The sequence below is a fragment of the Haloarcula vallismortis ATCC 29715 genome (assembly GCF_000337775.1).
In the GTDB taxonomy this organism is placed as follows: Archaea; Halobacteriota; Halobacteria; order Halobacteriales; family Haloarculaceae; genus Haloarcula; species Haloarcula vallismortis.
Window position 1 is genome coordinate 63,999 of sequence record NZ_AOLQ01000007.1, and the last position, 15,220, is coordinate 79,218.

At 64.5% G+C, this 15,220-nt stretch carries 15 protein-coding genes; 10 read left to right on the forward strand and 5 right to left on the reverse strand.

Annotated features, from left to right (window positions below; genetic code table 11):
* Positions 1 to 82 precede the first annotated feature (82 nt).
* From C437_RS02495 to C437_RS02510, 4 genes are read left to right on the forward strand one after another with little or no spacing between them, the layout of a single operon-like run.
* Entirely contained in the window at positions 83 to 1,801 is a 1,719-nt protein-coding gene (locus C437_RS02495) for an ABC transporter substrate-binding protein (protein ID WP_004515297.1), read from the forward strand.
* A 20-nt stretch (positions 1,802 to 1,821) separates the two neighbouring features.
* Complete coding sequence (locus tag C437_RS02500) at positions 1,822 to 2,904, forward strand: ABC transporter permease (RefSeq protein WP_004515298.1); 1,083 nt, start codon at positions 1,822 to 1,824, stop codon at positions 2,902 to 2,904.
* A complete protein-coding gene (locus C437_RS02505; protein ID WP_004515299.1) occupies positions 2,901 to 3,830 on the forward strand; it encodes an ABC transporter permease in 930 nt (309 codons plus the stop codon). The genes C437_RS02500 and C437_RS02505 overlap by 4 nt, the downstream gene beginning before the upstream one ends.
* On the forward strand, positions 3,830 to 4,195 hold the full coding sequence (locus C437_RS02510) for a DUF7268 family protein (protein ID WP_004515300.1): 366 nt from the start codon (positions 3,830 to 3,832) through the stop codon (positions 4,193 to 4,195). Before C437_RS02505 ends, C437_RS02510 begins: the two co-directional genes overlap by 1 nt.
* On the opposite strand, the gene C437_RS02515 is transcribed toward C437_RS02510, so the two are convergent.
* Entirely contained in the window at positions 4,187 to 5,518 is a 1,332-nt protein-coding gene (locus C437_RS02515; RefSeq protein WP_004515301.1) for a dihydroorotase, read from the reverse strand. The two genes, C437_RS02510 and C437_RS02515, sit on opposite strands and share 9 nt — an antisense overlap.
* 24 nt (positions 5,519 to 5,542) lie before the next feature.
* Complete coding sequence (locus C437_RS02520) at positions 5,543 to 6,226, reverse strand: lipoate--protein ligase family protein (protein ID WP_004515302.1); 684 nt, start codon at positions 6,224 to 6,226, stop codon at positions 5,543 to 5,545.
* A gap of 236 nt (positions 6,227 to 6,462) precedes the next feature.
* Between C437_RS02520 and C437_RS02525 the strand changes: the two genes are divergently transcribed.
* Positions 6,463 to 7,320: a hypothetical protein gene (locus C437_RS02525; protein WP_004515303.1), complete on the forward strand. Its 858-nt coding sequence runs from the start codon at positions 6,463 to 6,465 to the stop codon at positions 7,318 to 7,320.
* 206 nt (positions 7,321 to 7,526) lie between these two features.
* Here the strand turns inward: C437_RS02525 and C437_RS02530 are convergent, their stop codons facing one another.
* Positions 7,527 to 8,099 carry a cysteine hydrolase family protein gene (locus tag C437_RS02530; protein ID WP_004515304.1) on the reverse strand — a complete coding sequence of 191 codons (573 nt, stop codon included), beginning with the start codon at positions 8,097 to 8,099 and terminating at the stop codon, positions 7,527 to 7,529.
* Between the two features lie 148 nt (positions 8,100 to 8,247).
* Between C437_RS02530 and C437_RS02535 the strand changes: the two genes are divergently transcribed.
* The 5 genes from C437_RS02535 to C437_RS02555 all read left to right on the forward strand — a co-directional run bounded on the left by C437_RS02535 (position 8,248) and on the right by C437_RS02555 (position 12,969).
* Complete coding sequence (locus C437_RS02535; protein ID WP_004515305.1) at positions 8,248 to 9,708, forward strand: Hvo_1808 family surface protein; 1,461 nt, start codon at positions 8,248 to 8,250, stop codon at positions 9,706 to 9,708.
* On the forward strand, positions 9,701 to 11,059 hold the full coding sequence (locus C437_RS02540) for an Hvo_1808 family surface protein (protein WP_004515306.1): 1,359 nt from the start codon (positions 9,701 to 9,703) through the stop codon (positions 11,057 to 11,059). Before C437_RS02535 ends, C437_RS02540 begins: the two co-directional genes overlap by 8 nt.
* Before the next feature lie 52 nt (positions 11,060 to 11,111).
* Positions 11,112 to 12,275 carry a nicotinate phosphoribosyltransferase gene (locus C437_RS02545; RefSeq protein WP_004515307.1) on the forward strand — a complete coding sequence of 388 codons (1,164 nt, stop codon included), beginning with the start codon at positions 11,112 to 11,114 and terminating at the stop codon, positions 12,273 to 12,275.
* 34 nt (positions 12,276 to 12,309) lie between these two features.
* Positions 12,310 to 12,594: a DUF6360 family protein gene (locus C437_RS02550; RefSeq protein WP_004515308.1), complete on the forward strand. Its 285-nt coding sequence runs from the start codon at positions 12,310 to 12,312 to the stop codon at positions 12,592 to 12,594.
* A gap of 75 nt (positions 12,595 to 12,669) precedes the next feature.
* Entirely contained in the window at positions 12,670 to 12,969 is a 300-nt protein-coding gene (locus C437_RS02555) for a CPCC family cysteine-rich protein (RefSeq protein ID WP_004515309.1), read from the forward strand.
* A 9-nt stretch (positions 12,970 to 12,978) separates the two neighbouring features.
* Here C437_RS02555 and C437_RS02560 read toward each other — a convergent pair whose 3' ends face one another.
* Both C437_RS02560 and C437_RS02565 read right to left on the reverse strand, forming a co-directional pair.
* On the reverse strand, positions 12,979 to 13,833 hold the full coding sequence (locus C437_RS02560; protein ID WP_004515310.1) for a ZIP family metal transporter: 855 nt from the start codon (positions 13,831 to 13,833) through the stop codon (positions 12,979 to 12,981).
* A gap of 176 nt (positions 13,834 to 14,009) precedes the next feature.
* Positions 14,010 to 15,146, reverse strand: a complete 1,137-nt coding sequence (locus tag C437_RS02565; protein ID WP_004515311.1) for a site-2 protease family protein — start codon at positions 15,144 to 15,146, stop codon at positions 14,010 to 14,012.
* Between the last annotated feature and the right edge of the window lie 74 nt (positions 15,147 to 15,220).

A 15,220-nucleotide genomic window follows, 5' to 3' on the forward strand; every position in this document is an offset into this window, starting at 1 on the left:
TGCACATAACTCTCAGGAGATATATAGCAGAATCATTGTTCTATCCGGTACAATTATAATAGATCTGTTTGAACAAAGTTCCATGTCATCCGGTGATTCTCTGGACAGACGGAGCTTCCTTACTGCGGCCGGCAGTGCCGCGGCAGCCGCAACGCTCGCAGGTTGTTCCGGCGACGGCGGCGATGGTGGCGGAACCGAGGGTGGGGACGACACTGGTAGCGACGGTGGGGACGGCGGAAGCGACCAGACGCTCGTGTACGCCCGCGGTGACCACCCCGAAAGCTACGACCCACAGCAGTCAACCAGCGGCGAGGTGGCGAAAGTCACAAACCAGGTGTTTGACACTCTCATCCAGTTCGCGGCCGGGAGCGGCGGCCAGCTGGAAGACGCGCTCGCGACCGACTACACTCTTGAAGGGAGTACCGCGACGCTAACGCTTCGCGAAGGTGTAACCTTCCACAACGGCGAAGAGTTCACCGCATCGGACTTCAAAGCGACCTGGCAGCGGTTCACCCAGAGCGACTACGAGTACTACCTCGGCGACGATACCCGGTCGGGATACGGCCCGTTCACGCTCGGCGACTGGATCGAAAGCGTCGATGCGAGCCAGGACTACGAGCTGACAATCGAGCTCACACAGCAGTTCGCGCCGTTCCTGCGGAACCTCGCGATGTTCGCTTCGGCAGTCCTCTCGGAAGCCCAGATCGAGTCGCTGGGCGACAGCCAGGCCGACCTCGGAGACGAGCCCGCGGGCACCGGGGCCTTCCAGTTCGACACGCTCGACAACCCGAACGAGCGCATCCGACTGACGGCCAACAACGACTACTGGGGTGACGGCCCGAACGTCGGGACGGTCATCTTCAAGACCATCACCGAAAACAGCACGCGAGTGCAGGACGTCATCAACGGGGCCTCACACATCACGGACAATCTCGACTCCTCCGGATTCCAGCGCGCCGAGGAAAGCGAGACGGCGACGCTGTTGCGAAAGGACGGCATCAACCACGGCTACATGGCGATGAACATGGCCCGGTTCGAGCCGTTCCGGGACCAACAGGTCCGCCAGGCGATTGCTCACGCCGTCAACACCGAGGCCATCGTCAACCAGATCTACCAGGGCTTTGCAACGCAGGCCTCTCAGCCGCTTCCGCCGGACGTACTCGGGCACAACGACGACCTCGATCCGTATCCGACAGACAAGGAGCAGGCCCAGTCGATGCTCGAAGAGGCGGGCTACGGCGACGGCTTCGAGTTCGAACTCGCGACGTTCTCGAACCCGCGTGGATACAACCCCAGCCCGGTCAACACGGCGAATCAGGTGAAGTCGGACCTAGAAGAGATCGGCCTGACGGTCAACATCAACCAGTTCTCCAACTTCGGGCCGTATCTGGACTACACCTCGGCAGGGAAACACGACGCCTGTTTCCTCGGCTGGTACACCGACAACGCCGACCCGGACAATTTCCTGTATGTCCTGCTTGACCCGCAAGTGGAGATGGACGCCGTTCCCGACGGACAGGACTGGGTCAGCTTCGACACCGACGGGTACAACACCCTCAACGTGTCCGGCTGGGCCAACACCGACTACATGGAACTCGTCCGGGAAGCCCAGCGGACCTACGCGGAGGGCGACCGCGAGACGATGTACGAAGAGGCCAGCCAGATAGCCTACGACGAGTCCCCGTGGGTGTTCCTCGACTACGCCGAGACGCTCCGGGCAGTCAACGAGACTGTCGTCGAAGACTCCTACACGATTAGCTCTGTAGGCGGCCCGTATCTTAATACGGTCGAGCTACAGTAGCGCTTCAAGAGACTTTCCGAATGAACTGGACACAATTTCTTTTCAGGCTGATAGAGCCAGTTGTACCGCCACGGTTCGTCATCAAGCGGCTGCTGTTGCTCATCCCGGTACTGTTCGGCGTGGCGTCGGTCGTCTTCGCGATTCTCCACCTGGCTCCGGGTGACCCGGCGATCATCATCGCCGGCCAGCGAGCATCGGCCGAACAACTCGAGCAGATACGTGTCGAGCTGGGACTTCGGCGCCCACTGTGGGAGCAGTACCTGAGCTTCCTGTGGGACGCAGCGCGGTTCGATTTCGGCCAGTCCTACAGTATTAGCCGCGGGAACAGCGTCCGCTCGGTCATCTCTGACCGGCTCCCAATCACGCTCGAACTCGCGATTTACGGCCAGGCAGCAGGCATCCTGCTTGGCCTGCCGCTCGGCATCATCTCCGCGGTCAAGCAGGATTCGCTGACGGATCACGTCACCAGAATCGGGGCGTTGACAGGCATTTCCGTCCCGATCTTCTGGTCCGGGCCGCTGCTCATCCTGCTGTTCTCGACGTACCTCGATGTGTTCCCGACGAGCGGGCGTATCGCCTCGACGCTGTTCCTCCCCGACACCTGGACGCTGTTCGGCCGTGAACTGCCCTTGACCGGAATGATAACGGTCGATACAATCCTCCTCGGAAACACCGAGGCGTTCCTCTCGGCAGCGCATCACCTGTTCCTGCCGGCAGTGGTCATCGGCGTCTACTCGACGGCGCTGATTTCCCGGATGATGCGCTCCTCGATGCTCGAAGTTATCCGACAGGACTACATCCGGACCGCGCGGGCGAAAGGGCAGGGCGCGAAAATTACGCTGATGAAGCACGGCTTCCGGAACGCGCTGATTCCGGTCGTCACCGTCATCGGCATCCAGTTCGGGACGCTGCTGGGTGGAGCAGTCCTGACCGAGACCGTGTTCGGTATCAACGGGATGGGGCTGACTATCGTCACCGCTATCGGCGTCTCGGACTATCCGGTCGTGCAGGGAACGGTGCTCACCTTCGCGCTGCTGTTCACCCTCGTGAACCTCTTCGTTGATGTCACTTACAGCTACCTCGACCCACGGATTCAACAATGAGTACGGATACCGAGACACGGGGCACGCTGGGACGCCTCCGGGCATCCCCGTTCCTCGCCGACCTGCTGACGAACCGCCTCGCCGTCGTCGGGCTGACGATCATCTTCAGCATGGCCGCTGTTGCCATCTACGCCCGCGTGACATACGACCTCGGCGCGCTAGCCAGCTCACAGCTTGGCACTGAAGTCGCTGACCGCTCGCCGCCCGGCTGGCTCGGTTCCGCAGCGGCGAACCAGCAACTGTTCGGTACCGACGCGGCGGCCCGAGACATTTACAAACGGTGTCTGTACGGCGCGTGGCTGGCTCTGAAGTTCGGGACGATCACGGTCGGCCTCTCGACCACCGTGGGGGTCGGCCTGGGCATCATCGCGGCGTACTACGGCGACGTGACGGACAACGTCATCATGCGGACGATGGACGTCCTACTGGCGTTCCCGCCGCTGTTGCTCGCGCTCGCGCTGGTCGCCATCTTCCCGCGAGACCTCGGGCTCTGGCGGGCCGTGGTGGCGCTCGTGCTGGTGTACACGCCGCGGTTCGCCCGGGTCGTCCGCGGCGCCGCGCTCAAAGTGCTCGAAGACGAGTACGTCGACGCCACGGTCGCACTGGGCGCGACCGACCCGCGGGTGCTCATTCGGCATATCCTGCCGAACACGCTTGCACCGATCACCGTCCAGTCCACGTTGAACTTCGGTCTTGCCATCATCGATCTCGCGGCGCTGTCGTTCCTCGGGTTCGGTGCACAGGCAGGGACGCCGTCGTGGGGCCTGATGCTGTCCCGCGGCGTCGAAAACGGCCTCCTGACTGGAGAGTGGTGGCTCTCCTTCTTCCCGGGGCTGTTCCTCGCTATCACCGTGCTGGGGTTCAACCTGCTCGGTGATGGGATGCGCGACGCGCTCGATCCGCGGATGCGCGAAGCAGTCGACTGATGACCCAGCGCGGTGAGCCACCTAGGCTCCGGCAGTACGTCGCGGCCCGGGCGCGACTAGTTGGGAGCGGGCTGGTCGTCGGGCTCCTACTTGGCGGCCTCGGCATGGCGGGCTGGACCCTCTACACAGGTGATGCGCGGTCGAGCGAAGCGACAGTGTTCGCCCTCGGCGCACTCGTGTTCGGTTTTGGCCTGCTGGGCTGGTCTGGGTCAATACTCGCCGGCCGCGGCATCGAAGCGATGCAGGAACACATGGACACGCGAAGTAACTGGACTGAGCGTGATTCACGGCGGGCAATGGCCCGTCTCTGTGGCAGCGGCGGCGGAATAATGATTGGGACGTCTGTCGTGGCGGCGTTACTCTAGCCGCTCGCTGTCCGCGCCACGGACATTCTGGCCCTGATGGTCGTAGAACACGTCTTCCTGGGCTGTTGTGTCGGCAGCGTCCAGTGCGTCGCCACGCTCGTAGACAACCGTCCCCCGGACCATCGTCCATTCGGGGAACACCGCGTCGTAGCCCTCGAACGGTGTCCAGCCACATTTCGAATGGAGCGTCTCGCCGCTGATCTCGCTCGTCTCGGTCGTATCCACGAGCACGAGGTCGGCGTCGTTGCCGGCTTCGATAGCGCCCTTCTGTGGGATGCCAAACACGTCGGCGGGGTTGCGTGCGGTGAGGTCCCGAACGCGCTCGTAGGTGAGCCCGCTGTCCGCGTCTCGGGCTTCGGCCAGTAAGAGCGGGAGGACCGTCTCGACGCCGGGGACGCCCGACGGCGCGTCCCAGATGCTAGCGTCTTTCTCCTCTCGGGTGTGTGGCGCGTGGTCCGTCGCGACCATCTCGACGGTGCCGTCGACCACCCGCTCGTAGAGCTTCTGGCGGCGTTTTTCACGGCGCAGGGGCGGGTTCATCCGCCCGAACGTCCCCAGCTCCGAGAGATCGCGTCGGGAAAGCAGCAGGTGATGTGGCGTCACCTCAGTCGTCATTCCGGCCTCGCTCGCGATGTCGACGCCCTCCGGTGTCGAGGTGTGGGCGATGTGTATCGTCGTGTCGTGTTCCTGGGCGACCGCACACGCCCGCTCGACGGCCTTCGCTTCGGCTTTTGCGGTCCGGAACGCACTCCATGCGTCGGCGTCGTCGCGGGCCTTGGCGTCGTCGTTGAAGTAATCGGCGTCCTCGGCGTGGACCGTGACCGGCACGTTGTTGTCAGCAGCGGCCTCCAGCGCGTCGGCGAACAGATCAGCCTCGATACCCATGTCACCCGTCGAGTCTGCGAGGAACACCTCACCGAGCGCGAACAGCCGACGGCGCAGAAGAACGTTCGGAATCCAGTCGGCCGTGACGCCGCCGTTAATGCCCCAGTCGACGACGGAATCGGCGGCGAACTCGGATTTTTCATCAAACGACTCGCCGTCGATGGTCGGTGGGTCGGTGTTTGGCTGGTCAACGACAGTCGTGACGCCACCGGCTGCCGCTGACCGCGAGCCGGTCTCCCACGTCTCCTTGTGCGGGTAGCCGGGCTGGCGGAAGTGGACATGGGCGTCAATCATTCCCGGAAAGAGCCGTTTGCCGGTCGCTTCGATGATGTGCTCATCAGGCGTGTCGAGATCGCGACCGACTTCGGCGATTGACTCACCGCGCACCCGAACGTCGCGTTGGCGGCCGTCCGGCAGCGTCGCGTTACGAATGAACATACGCCCTGTCGGCCGGGCGCACCCCTAAGTCTCTCGGATAGTGCTCACCGACACGTCTCGGCCGTCAGCCAGCGACTGCTCCAGCGCCGCGATAACTCGGTCGGGGTCGTCGGTTCCCCCAGCGTTGGCGACGCTTCCGACGCTCTGTGATTCGAACGGGACATCAATCGCCTCGTAGATGGGAGCCAGCGCCTCGGCGATAGCCTCGTGGTCACGAACGACGACGATACCGCCGACGACAGCCACGGACTGGCGGACGCGCTGGGCGAGTCCGGCAATCTTGCCGTCGGCCTGAAGCGAGTGACTCCCCGGACAGAACGCGGCGTCCGGTTCGCCCGTCACAACGGTGATGCCGCAGTCGTCGAGCGCACGCTTCACAGCGGCTTTGGCCCATTCGTAGCGGTCATCGATGGTCCCGCGCGGGTCATCGGTCGGCACGGCGAGGGAGAAGGAGACAGTCGACCCGGTGTAGGCGACGGCGCGACCCCCCACGGCGCGCTCGATAACGGTGTACCCCCGGTCGCGAGCAGCGCGGCACGCCCGGTCGTAGCCGTCGCTGTTGGCGTCGCGGCGACCGAACGCGACCTGTCGTTGCGGTCGCCAGGCTCGGAGGGCTGGCTCGCGGTCTTCGGCGACTGTCTCGGCCATCTCGCGGGTCCGTTCGAAGTCGGTTTCGGGGTCGGCGGCGCGGCCCCGTAGCAGACGCATAGTCGAACCGTACGGACCCGTAGGGCTAAAACGGTCCGCCAGACCAGCGGGTGGCAAGCCTGTCAGCGACGAAAGGCGTACAGGCGACACATGGCCGTCGCGGCGGGACGTGTCGCGCTCCCGCTGCCCCCGCCGCGGTCGTCGTCAGGTCACGAGGGTGGCTGGTCCCGGCATGGGTCTTGAACCCTTGGACGTTGGACGACAGAGCCATACCGGTACACCCCTAATCGCCGCCGATGGTCGTCACGATATCGCGAGACGTGCTCTTCCAGTACTACCGGTTTTCCCTGTACAACTCGCCGTTTGACGCCCATGACGAGGGGTGTGCCATCGACCTCTATCCCGACAGCGAGCGCGCGCCATCGCCGGTGGCTGGTGAGGTACTGGACACAAAGACGGTCCAGGCCCCGCCGAAGGCCTATGCCGCCGAGCACGACCACCTCATCCTGATTGATACCGGCGATACTGTGGCGCGGCTGCTGCATGTTGACCCGGCCGTCGAACCCGGCGACACGGTCGCCGTCGGCGACGACCTCGGGGCGCTGGTCCGGGCAGGCTTTTTCGCACCGTGGGTGCCGAACCACATCCACCTCGGATTCCGGGAACCCGACGTGAACCCGTACCGTGCGTCAGGGTCGCTGCCGGTCGACGTGGCCGTCGACGTGACGCCGCTGTCCTGGGATGGGACCGGCAGCGTCGTTGCGGGTGGCGAGACGTGGATCCGACTCGGTGAACCGGCCCATCCAGCACCCGGTGAATCCTTCGTCGGCATCGCTAACGATGTCGTCGGCGACGGTTCGGGCGTTCTCGACGGCGGTCTCCCTCACTACTCGGGCGGCGGATTGCTTGGCGGGGATGAAAGCGAAATCGCGGCCCTTGCAGGACAGCACGTCGGGGCAACAAACGGCCGCACGGTCACATGGGACGACCTGACCGTGCTGGCGAACGGTGAGCCGATAACTGGCATCGCGCTGTTCTGTGGCCGCGAGCGTTTCGGCGCGAAACTCGTTGGCGAGGGCATCGACCTCGCCGTCGGCGACGAAGTGCAGGTGACGATCAAACGCGACCCCGCCGGCGACGACGCGATTCCGTAGCTACGACTCGCTGTACTGTTCGGCGTGGGCCTGTTTCGCTTCTTCGTAGGCCTGGTCTTCCCGACTGCGTCGAGGTGGTCCTTGTACGTCAGGGCTATCTCACGTTTCTCCGGGTCGTACCACTCTTTGGGCGCTCGCTGGTCGCCGTTCTGGTACCCATCCTCGACTTCGGCTACGTCGCCGGGAACGGGGTCTCCAGCCAACCGTCAGGCGAAGGTGATTTCGTCGCGGTCGGTCACCTCGCCGAACAGCCAGTCGGCGTGCTCCAGGGCGTACTCGCGGTGGTCCTGTTCGATGTAGCCGACGGCGTCCTCAACGAGGATTGGGCGGAAGTCACGAAGGCCGGCACTGGAGGCGGTGTGGAGCACACAGACGTTTGCGAGGGTGCCACAGATAGCCAGGTCCTTCACACCGTGGGCGTCGAGCCAGCCCTCCAGTTCCGTCTGGTAGAAGGCGTCGTAGGTGTGCTTGACGACGACCAGATCCTCGTCTTTCGGGTCGAGGTCCTCGACGAGTTCGGCTTCCCACGAATCTTCGACGACGTGTTCTCCCCACCGGTCGAACTCGTCGTAGTAGTGGGTGTCCTCGAACTGGTCAGGCGGATGCACGTCGCGGGTAAATACGACCTTTGCGCCGGCCTGGCGGGCACGGTCGACGAGTTCGGCGCACGGCTCGGTGGCTGCTTCGCTGTCCGGTGCGTAGAGGCTTCCGTCAGGGTGACAGAAGCCGTGCTGCATATCAACGACGACCAGAGCGGTCTGCGCTGGATCGAGTTCCATGCGGGAACCTTGGCGGGGCGCGACTACCAAAGTTACTCCGACGGTGGGGTCCGGACGGCGCAAACAGACGCAGAAAATCCGTCTGACAGACGAATGTGCTCACGCTTAGCGTGTGACTTTTCACTCTGGTAACCTACCGTCATAGTAGATGCGCCGCCCTTTCGCCCTCGTCGTTCTCTGTGCCGTTGTGCTGTTGCTGGCGGGCTGTCAGGCACCCGGTGTGTCGCCTGACCAGGCGGAGTCAAGCAGCGACGCCCTGACGCCGAGCGAACCCGCGACCGACTACGGGACCAACGGCTCCGCCCCGAAAGCGCCTGCGACGGACAGACTGGGCTACGAGAACGGCTACTGGTACAACGAATCGCTGTCGGTAACGACCGAGGACGGGCTGAACGAGACGGAGCGAGAAGCCGTCGTTGCCCGGACGATGGCCCGTGTCGAGCGGATTCGCGGTCTGGAGTTCGAGGAGACAGTCCCAGTTTCCGTCATCTCGCGAGCCGAGTATCGAAACAACACGGGCGGCAGCGAGACCGGTGATTCGCTGCGCCGGTTTGACAACGTGAAATTCGAGGCGCTGTTTTTCATCGGCGAGGACCGCGATTCTATCGCGGTCCAGAACAGCAACCGCGGCGAGAGCGTGCTTGGCTACTACAGCAGCCAGCGCGGTGAAATCGTCATCGTCAGCGGCTCCGAGACGCCGACGATTAGCCGGGGGACGCTGGCCCACGAACTCGTCCACGCGTTGCAGGACCAGCACTTCGGCCTCGAAAGTGACGCGCGGACGCGGGACCAGGTGCAGGGTCGAAACGGAATGGTCGAAGGCGACGCCGTCGCCGTCACCCAGACCTACACCGACCGCTGTGGCGAGGCGTGGCGCTGTATCGACAGGCCCGCCCAGAGCGGCGGTGGTGGCGGTGATCGCCACTTCGGCATCAACTTCATGCAGTATTTCCCCTACAGCGACGGTCCCGGTCTGATCGGGGACCTCCGAGAGCGCGGCGGCTGGAGCGCCGTCAACGACGCCTACGACGACTATCCAGACGGAGCCGCTGAAGTGACCTACCCCGAGCGCTACCCCGGATGGGAACCCGAGTCAGTCTCGCTTGCGGACCGGTCCAGCGACGACTGGGAGCGGGTCAGACCCTCGACTGACCGCAATCGACCCGACTACGCCGTCGTCGGCCCCTCTGCTATCGCCGGGTCGATGGCCTACACCATCGCCGATGACTACAACGAGTCGAGTGTCGTCCGGACGCAGGACGTCATCAACTACGAGGACGGGTCACTGGACAGCGACGACCCGTACAACTACGACCTGCCCGCGACCGACGGCTGGCAAGGTGGTCGGATGCACGTCTACGACGACGGCGAGGAGACGGCCTACGTCTGGAAGACGACCTGGGCCAGCGAGGCCGACGCCCGCGAGTTCGCTAATACCTGGGAAGCTGTAATCGCCCACTGGGGCGGCAGTAAAACCGCAGAGGGGAACTGGGTCATCGAGGAAGACAGTCCCTACGCCGACGCCGTCGCCGTCAGGGTCGACGGGGACACGGTCACCGTCGTGAACGCGCCGACGGCCGACGAACTGGACGAGGTCCACGATGCGTAGGGCACTCCTCATCGCGCTGGCAGTCGTCCTCGCGGGCTGTACGGTCCCCTCCTTCGGTGGCAGCGACCACCCCGAGACGCCGGCCGGTCAGGATGCAATCGGCTACGAGAACGGTTACTGGTACGACGACCCGGTGTCGGTGACGACTGACGACGGACTGAACGAGAGCGAGCGAGCGGCTGTCGTCGCCCGGACGATGGCCCGCGTCGAGCAGGTCCGCGACTTGGAGTTCAAAGAATCGGTCCCGGTTTCGGTTATCTCCAGAGCCGAGTACCAGAATCGCTCGGGGGGCAGCAGCGGCGGCAACAGCCGTCCACAGGACCCCTGGAACGACCAAGTGTGGGAAGCGCTCCTGCTCATCGGCGAAGATTCCGGCAGCAGCGACGAAATCGACGACACGCTGTCGACGACGGTACAGGGCTACTACTCGCCGAGCAAAGACGAGATCGTCATCGTCAGCCCGACGGAGACGCCACAGATCGACCGGCGCACGCTCTCACACGAACTGGTCCACGCTCTGCAGGACCAGCACTTCGGGCTGAACGGCTCCGCAAAGACGCAGGACACGCAACTGTCACGGCAGGGCGTCACCGAGGGCGAGGCCAACTATGTGCGTATCCTCTACGAGCGTCGGTGTGGTGACGGCTGGGGCTGTATCGCCCTCCCGGACCGGACGAACAGCGGGGGAGGCAGCGATGACGGGGACGGCGGGAGCCAGCAGTCGAACTACAACGAGGGGCTGTTCACCGTCCTCTACCAGCCCTACGTCACCGGGCCACGGTTTGTCGATCAAGTACGCTCCGATGGAGGCTGGGACGCCGTCGACGCGCTCCATGACGACTTCCCAGACAGCACCGAGCAGGTGCTCCACCCGGAGAGGTATCCCGGCGAGAAGCCGGTAACCGTCAGTGTCACTGACCGCTCGGCCGACGAGTGGAGCCGCTTCGACCACGACCCGGTCGGCGACACGGTCGGGGAAACGTCGATTTACGCGACGATGTACCACAACGGCCAGACGCAGGGGGACCGCTACAGCTACGAGAGTGAGATATCTGCCGGCTGGGGCGGTGACCTCGTCGTGCCCTACCGCAACGGCTCCGGCGGCTACGGCTACGTCTGGGAGACACGCTGGGACACCGAAGAGGACGCCAAGGAGTTCGAACAGGCGTATCGGGCGGCGCTGACGGAAGAGCACGACGCCGTCCAGCCGCGCAGTAACGTCTACGTCGTCCCCGACGAATCGCAGTTCAACGACGCCTTCCGCGTGGTCCGGTCGGGTAAGACCGTCCGCATCGTCAACGGGCCGACAGTGAGTGATCTCGACGAGATTCACCAGCAGGCAGGTTCCTGAAGGGCAGTCGCCGACCGGACCGCTTTTTTCGTCACACTGAAAACACCGTGCCATGACCGAGGAGTTCGACATCGTCTCGCCAGAGGCGATTCGCGAGGGGCGGGCGACCGACGCCTACTTCGACCGGACGATGGAGGCGCTAGAACACGCGGGCAAGAACCCGGACGTTGTCGCCGAGGTGACGGCGAACCAGTTCGCGACAGATCGGTGGAAGCTGCTGGCGGGGCTGAAAGACGCCGCCGCGTTGCTCGAAGGCCGGCCCGTCGACGTAGACGCGCTTCCCGAAGGGCAACTGTTCGACGGCGGCCCAGTGATGCGAATCGAAGGCCCCTACCGGGAGTTCTGTCGCCTAGAGACCGCGCTGCTTGGCTTTCTCTCGCATCCGACAGGCATCGCGACGCGGGCGCTGGAAGCGCGGTACGCCGCCCCGGAGTCGACGGTGCTATCCTTTGGCTCGCGCCACGTCCACCCATCGATAGGCGCGATGGTCGAGCACTCAGCGCTACTGGGCGGGCTCGACGGTATCTCGAACGTCGCCGCGGGTGAGGTCATCGGCCGTGAGGCCGGCGGAACGATGCCACACGCGCTGATGATCTGTTTCGGCCGCGGGAATCAGGAGGCGGCGTGGCAAGCCTTCGACGCCGCCGTCCCCGAGGAAACGCCACGCATCGCATTGACCGATACCTACAGCGACGAAACTGACGAAGCGCTCCGCGCGGCGGAGGCCATCGAAGACCTCGCGGGCGTCCGGCTGGACACGACCGGGTCCCGCCGCGGGGACTTCCGCCACATCGTCCGGGAGGTACGGTGGACGCTTGACGCCTACGGCCACGAGGACGTGGACCTGTTCCTCTCTGGCGGTATCACCCCGGCGACGCTTCGGGAGCTGCGGGACGTGGCCGATGGCTTTGGCGTCGGGAGCTACGTCGCCAACGCCGACCCGCTGGACTTCGCGCTGGACATCGTCGAACTGGACGGCGAACCGGCTGCCAAGCGGGGGAAGCTCACGGGGAAAAAGTCCGTGTACCGCACCACCGATGGCGGCCACCACATCAGGCTGGCCGACCGCGACGGGCCGGCAGACGCCAAGTCGCTCATGGAGCCACTGATTCGGGACGGCGAGGTCGTCCGGGAGTTCGACCTCGATACCGCTATCGACCGCGCGGCGACGGACGCCGAGCGGGTCGGCTACGCGGGCGTGACTGGCGACGAGTAACCGGCGTTAAGTCGCCGGCCCGCAAAACTGCGGTATGGTCGACCGCATCATGAAGGTCAACGCGTACACGACCTTCGACCTGCTCGACGGTGAGGTAGAGGGTCACGGCTTCGAGGAGGAGGCCCTGGCTGTCCTGAACGTGACCGCGCCACGAAAGAACCCGGACCACGTCGAACTCCAGTTAGAGATGGACAACACCGACCTCGACGCGGTGAAGCCACACGCGGACTCGGTGACGCTGTCGGCGGCCCAGGCCCGCGAACTGGCCGCTGAGCTGGAGGAGTACGCGGAGAAAGTCGAAGACGCACAGTCGGAGTAGTCCGCCCGCTCCAGCGAGAGTCATCCGTCGCGACGGGTCGGTAATTCTATGATGTGTAGACACATACCACGAAATATGTCAACCGAGACGCCCGGTAATCCAGCCGCACGGGAGCTGGGCTACTGCCCGTGCTGTGGCTACCAGACACTCCCGGAAGGCCAGCCCGGGTCCTACGAGATGTGCCCAGTGTGTCACTGGCTCGACGACCCCATCCAGTTCGGCGACGCGGAGTTCGTCAGCGATACGAACCACGTGTCACTGACGGAAGCGCGCGAGAACTTCCGCGAACACGGGGCGTGTTCCCCCGACGAGGCCGAGGACTGCGAGGAGCCGACCGGCCTCGACCGCGACCCGAACTGGCCCTACGAGGGGTAGCGCACGGGCTCAGGCCGCGAGCGAGATATCCAGATACAGCATGACGATGACGCCGGCCATCAGGCCGAGCGTCGCGATACGCTCGTAGCCGCGCTGGTGCGTCTCAGGGATTATCTCATCAGAGATCACGAACAGCATCGCGCCCGCCGCAAAGCCCATCGCGTACGGCAAGAGTGGTTCGACGGTCACGACGGCGACAGCGCCAAGCACCGCGAGGGGGATCTCCACGACGCCGGAGCGAATTCCCGAAAAGACAGCGTAGAGCCGACGATCCAGACCTGCGTTGATTGCCGCCACAGAGACGGCCAGCCCTTCCGGGATGTTCTGGATGCCGATGGCAAGCATCAGCGAGAGCGCGCTACCGATCTGGAGCGGGTCGCCGGCGGCCGCGCCGAAGCCGACGCCGACGGCCAATCCTTCCGGGATGTTGTGCAGCGTAATTGCGAGGATGAACAGGATGACACCTGTCAGTTTCGACTCGTCGACAGAGAGGTCCTGACTGGGATTGGCCGCGTCCGACCGCCGGCTTCCGGTCAGGAGGTAATGTGCGTGGGGAACGAGGCCGTCCGCCTGGTCGAGAAACAGCGCCCCGAGTGCGACACCGACGAGCGTCGGAATCGGATTCCCGCCCGAGTACTCTTCGATGCCGGGAATGATGAGGCTCGTGAACGCGGCGGCCAGCATCACGCCGGCGGCGAACCCAAGCGCCGTATCAAGCGCCCGCTCTGAGGGGTCACGCCAGACCAGCACGAGTGACGCGCCGAAGAGGTTCATCGTCGCAATGATGACCCCGCCGACGAGGCCGTTTATCAGCGGGTCGGTGCCGACGAGGTCGACGAACAGGTCGACGTACCCGGATTGCATTGTCCAGTAGTGTACGTCGCCCCCTCTTGGATGTACCGGCAGTCGGGAGGGGGCGTCTCAGGTTCTGGTGTCGTTTCCGTACAGAATCGGAAACCCGACTCACTCAGGTTGTCCAGCCAACTTCAGGTAGCGCCTTCTAGCTGGTAGGAACCGTATTCGAGCGAGTAAACGCTGTGTTAGAACGGTTCCCCGGACCCGACGAGCCGCTGCATCTCCATCGCGCTTGCGAAGTCCTCCCGAGAGACAACGCGGGTCCCCTCAGGTCCGTCGACAAAGGCGGCAGTGGCTCTGGCGGTGTCGAGTTCGACGAGCGCATCGAATGCGGCCGTCTCCGAGGCAAAGCGCGGCAGGTCGGTGTCCATCAGGTCAGCAACAGTATCAGCCTCGCGTTCGGCCTTCGAGAGTTCCCTGAAATCGCCGACTGTGACGACGCCGACCACGTCGCCGCCGCGCGTGACAGCGAACTCGGTCCGCCGATCAGCGAACATCCGGTCGACAAGGTCCTCGACGGTTGCGTCGGCCTCGATAGTCGCGTCGAGCGGGCTGGCCACGTCATCGACGGTCAACCCCTCAAGTAGCGCTGCCAGCGCGACGGTCCGGGATTCACTCGACGCAGCACCGTAGACGAACAGCGCCAGCAACAGTAACATCGGACTGAAGTAGAGAACGCCGACGACGGCGAACACCACGGCGAAGGCAGTGCCGATTCTGGCGGCGATTCGGGTCGCCGTCGCGTAGGGTCGCTTTCGTGCGAGCAGTGCCCGGAGCACGCGGCCGCCGTCCATCGGGAACGCCGGCAGCATGTTGAACACGGCAAGGAAGAGGTTTGTGACGGCCAGCCAGCCGACGACGAACAGCGTCACCTGCGCGCTCGCCGGCAGGGCAAACAGTGCGGCGTAACAGGCGAGTCCGGTCAGAATACTCACAGCGGGGCCAGCCAGCGCGATAACGAGTTCCCGGTTCCACTCCTTCGGCATGGCTTCGAGGCTGGCGAGGCCGCCGAGGATCCAGAGCGTAATGGACTCGACTTTCAGGCCGTAGCGCATCGCCGCCCAGGCGTGGCCCAGTTCGTGGAGTGCGACGCTGGCGAACAGGCCCACCGCCGCGGCGGACCCGATAATCCACGGCGTCTGGCCCGCAGTCAGGACCGTAAGGTCAAGCGGCACGCCGGAGAGGGAACTGACGATACCGGCGTACACCGATATCTGGGCCCCGCTGCCGATAATCCAGGCCAGCACCGGCAGGAAAATCAGCAGCGAGACGTTGACCCGTATCGGGATCCCCCAGACCGTCGTGATGTGGAAGTTTCGCACGGGAAGTCCAACGAACAGTGGCCGGGTATAGCTTCTGACTGGGGACGGCGCCGACGAGTAGCGGCCTTATTCAG

What these genes read in the sequence shown, in the direction of transcription:
- C437_RS02495 (WP_004515297.1), top strand. Translation starts at nt 83, where the DNA reads ATGTCATCCGGTGATTCTCTGGACAGACGGAGCTTCCTTACTGCGGCC.
- C437_RS02525 (WP_004515303.1), top strand. Translation starts at nt 6,463, where the DNA reads ATGGTCGTCACGATATCGCGAGACGTGCTCTTCCAGTACTACCGGTTT.
- C437_RS02560 (WP_004515310.1), bottom strand. Translation starts at nt 13,833, where the DNA reads ATGCAATCCGGGTACGTCGACCTGTTCGTCGACCTCGTCGGCACCGAC.
- C437_RS02535 (WP_004515305.1), top strand. Translation starts at nt 8,248, where the DNA reads ATGCGCCGCCCTTTCGCCCTCGTCGTTCTCTGTGCCGTTGTGCTGTTG.
- C437_RS02530 (WP_004515304.1), bottom strand. Translation starts at nt 8,099, where the DNA reads ATGGAACTCGATCCAGCGCAGACCGCTCTGGTCGTCGTTGATATGCAG.
- C437_RS02500 (WP_004515298.1), top strand. Translation starts at nt 1,822, where the DNA reads ATGAACTGGACACAATTTCTTTTCAGGCTGATAGAGCCAGTTGTACCG.
- C437_RS02550 (WP_004515308.1), top strand. Translation starts at nt 12,310, where the DNA reads ATGGTCGACCGCATCATGAAGGTCAACGCGTACACGACCTTCGACCTG.
- C437_RS02540 (WP_004515306.1), top strand. Translation starts at nt 9,701, where the DNA reads ATGCGTAGGGCACTCCTCATCGCGCTGGCAGTCGTCCTCGCGGGCTGT.
- C437_RS02545 (WP_004515307.1), top strand. Translation starts at nt 11,112, where the DNA reads ATGACCGAGGAGTTCGACATCGTCTCGCCAGAGGCGATTCGCGAGGGG.
- C437_RS02505 (WP_004515299.1), top strand. Translation starts at nt 2,901, where the DNA reads ATGAGTACGGATACCGAGACACGGGGCACGCTGGGACGCCTCCGGGCA.
- C437_RS02555 (WP_004515309.1), top strand. Translation starts at nt 12,670, where the DNA reads ATGTCAACCGAGACGCCCGGTAATCCAGCCGCACGGGAGCTGGGCTAC.
- C437_RS02520 (WP_004515302.1), bottom strand. Translation starts at nt 6,226, where the DNA reads ATGCGTCTGCTACGGGGCCGCGCCGCCGACCCCGAAACCGACTTCGAA.
- C437_RS02510 (WP_004515300.1), top strand. Translation starts at nt 3,830, where the DNA reads ATGACCCAGCGCGGTGAGCCACCTAGGCTCCGGCAGTACGTCGCGGCC.
- C437_RS02515 (WP_004515301.1), bottom strand. Translation starts at nt 5,518, where the DNA reads ATGTTCATTCGTAACGCGACGCTGCCGGACGGCCGCCAACGCGACGTT.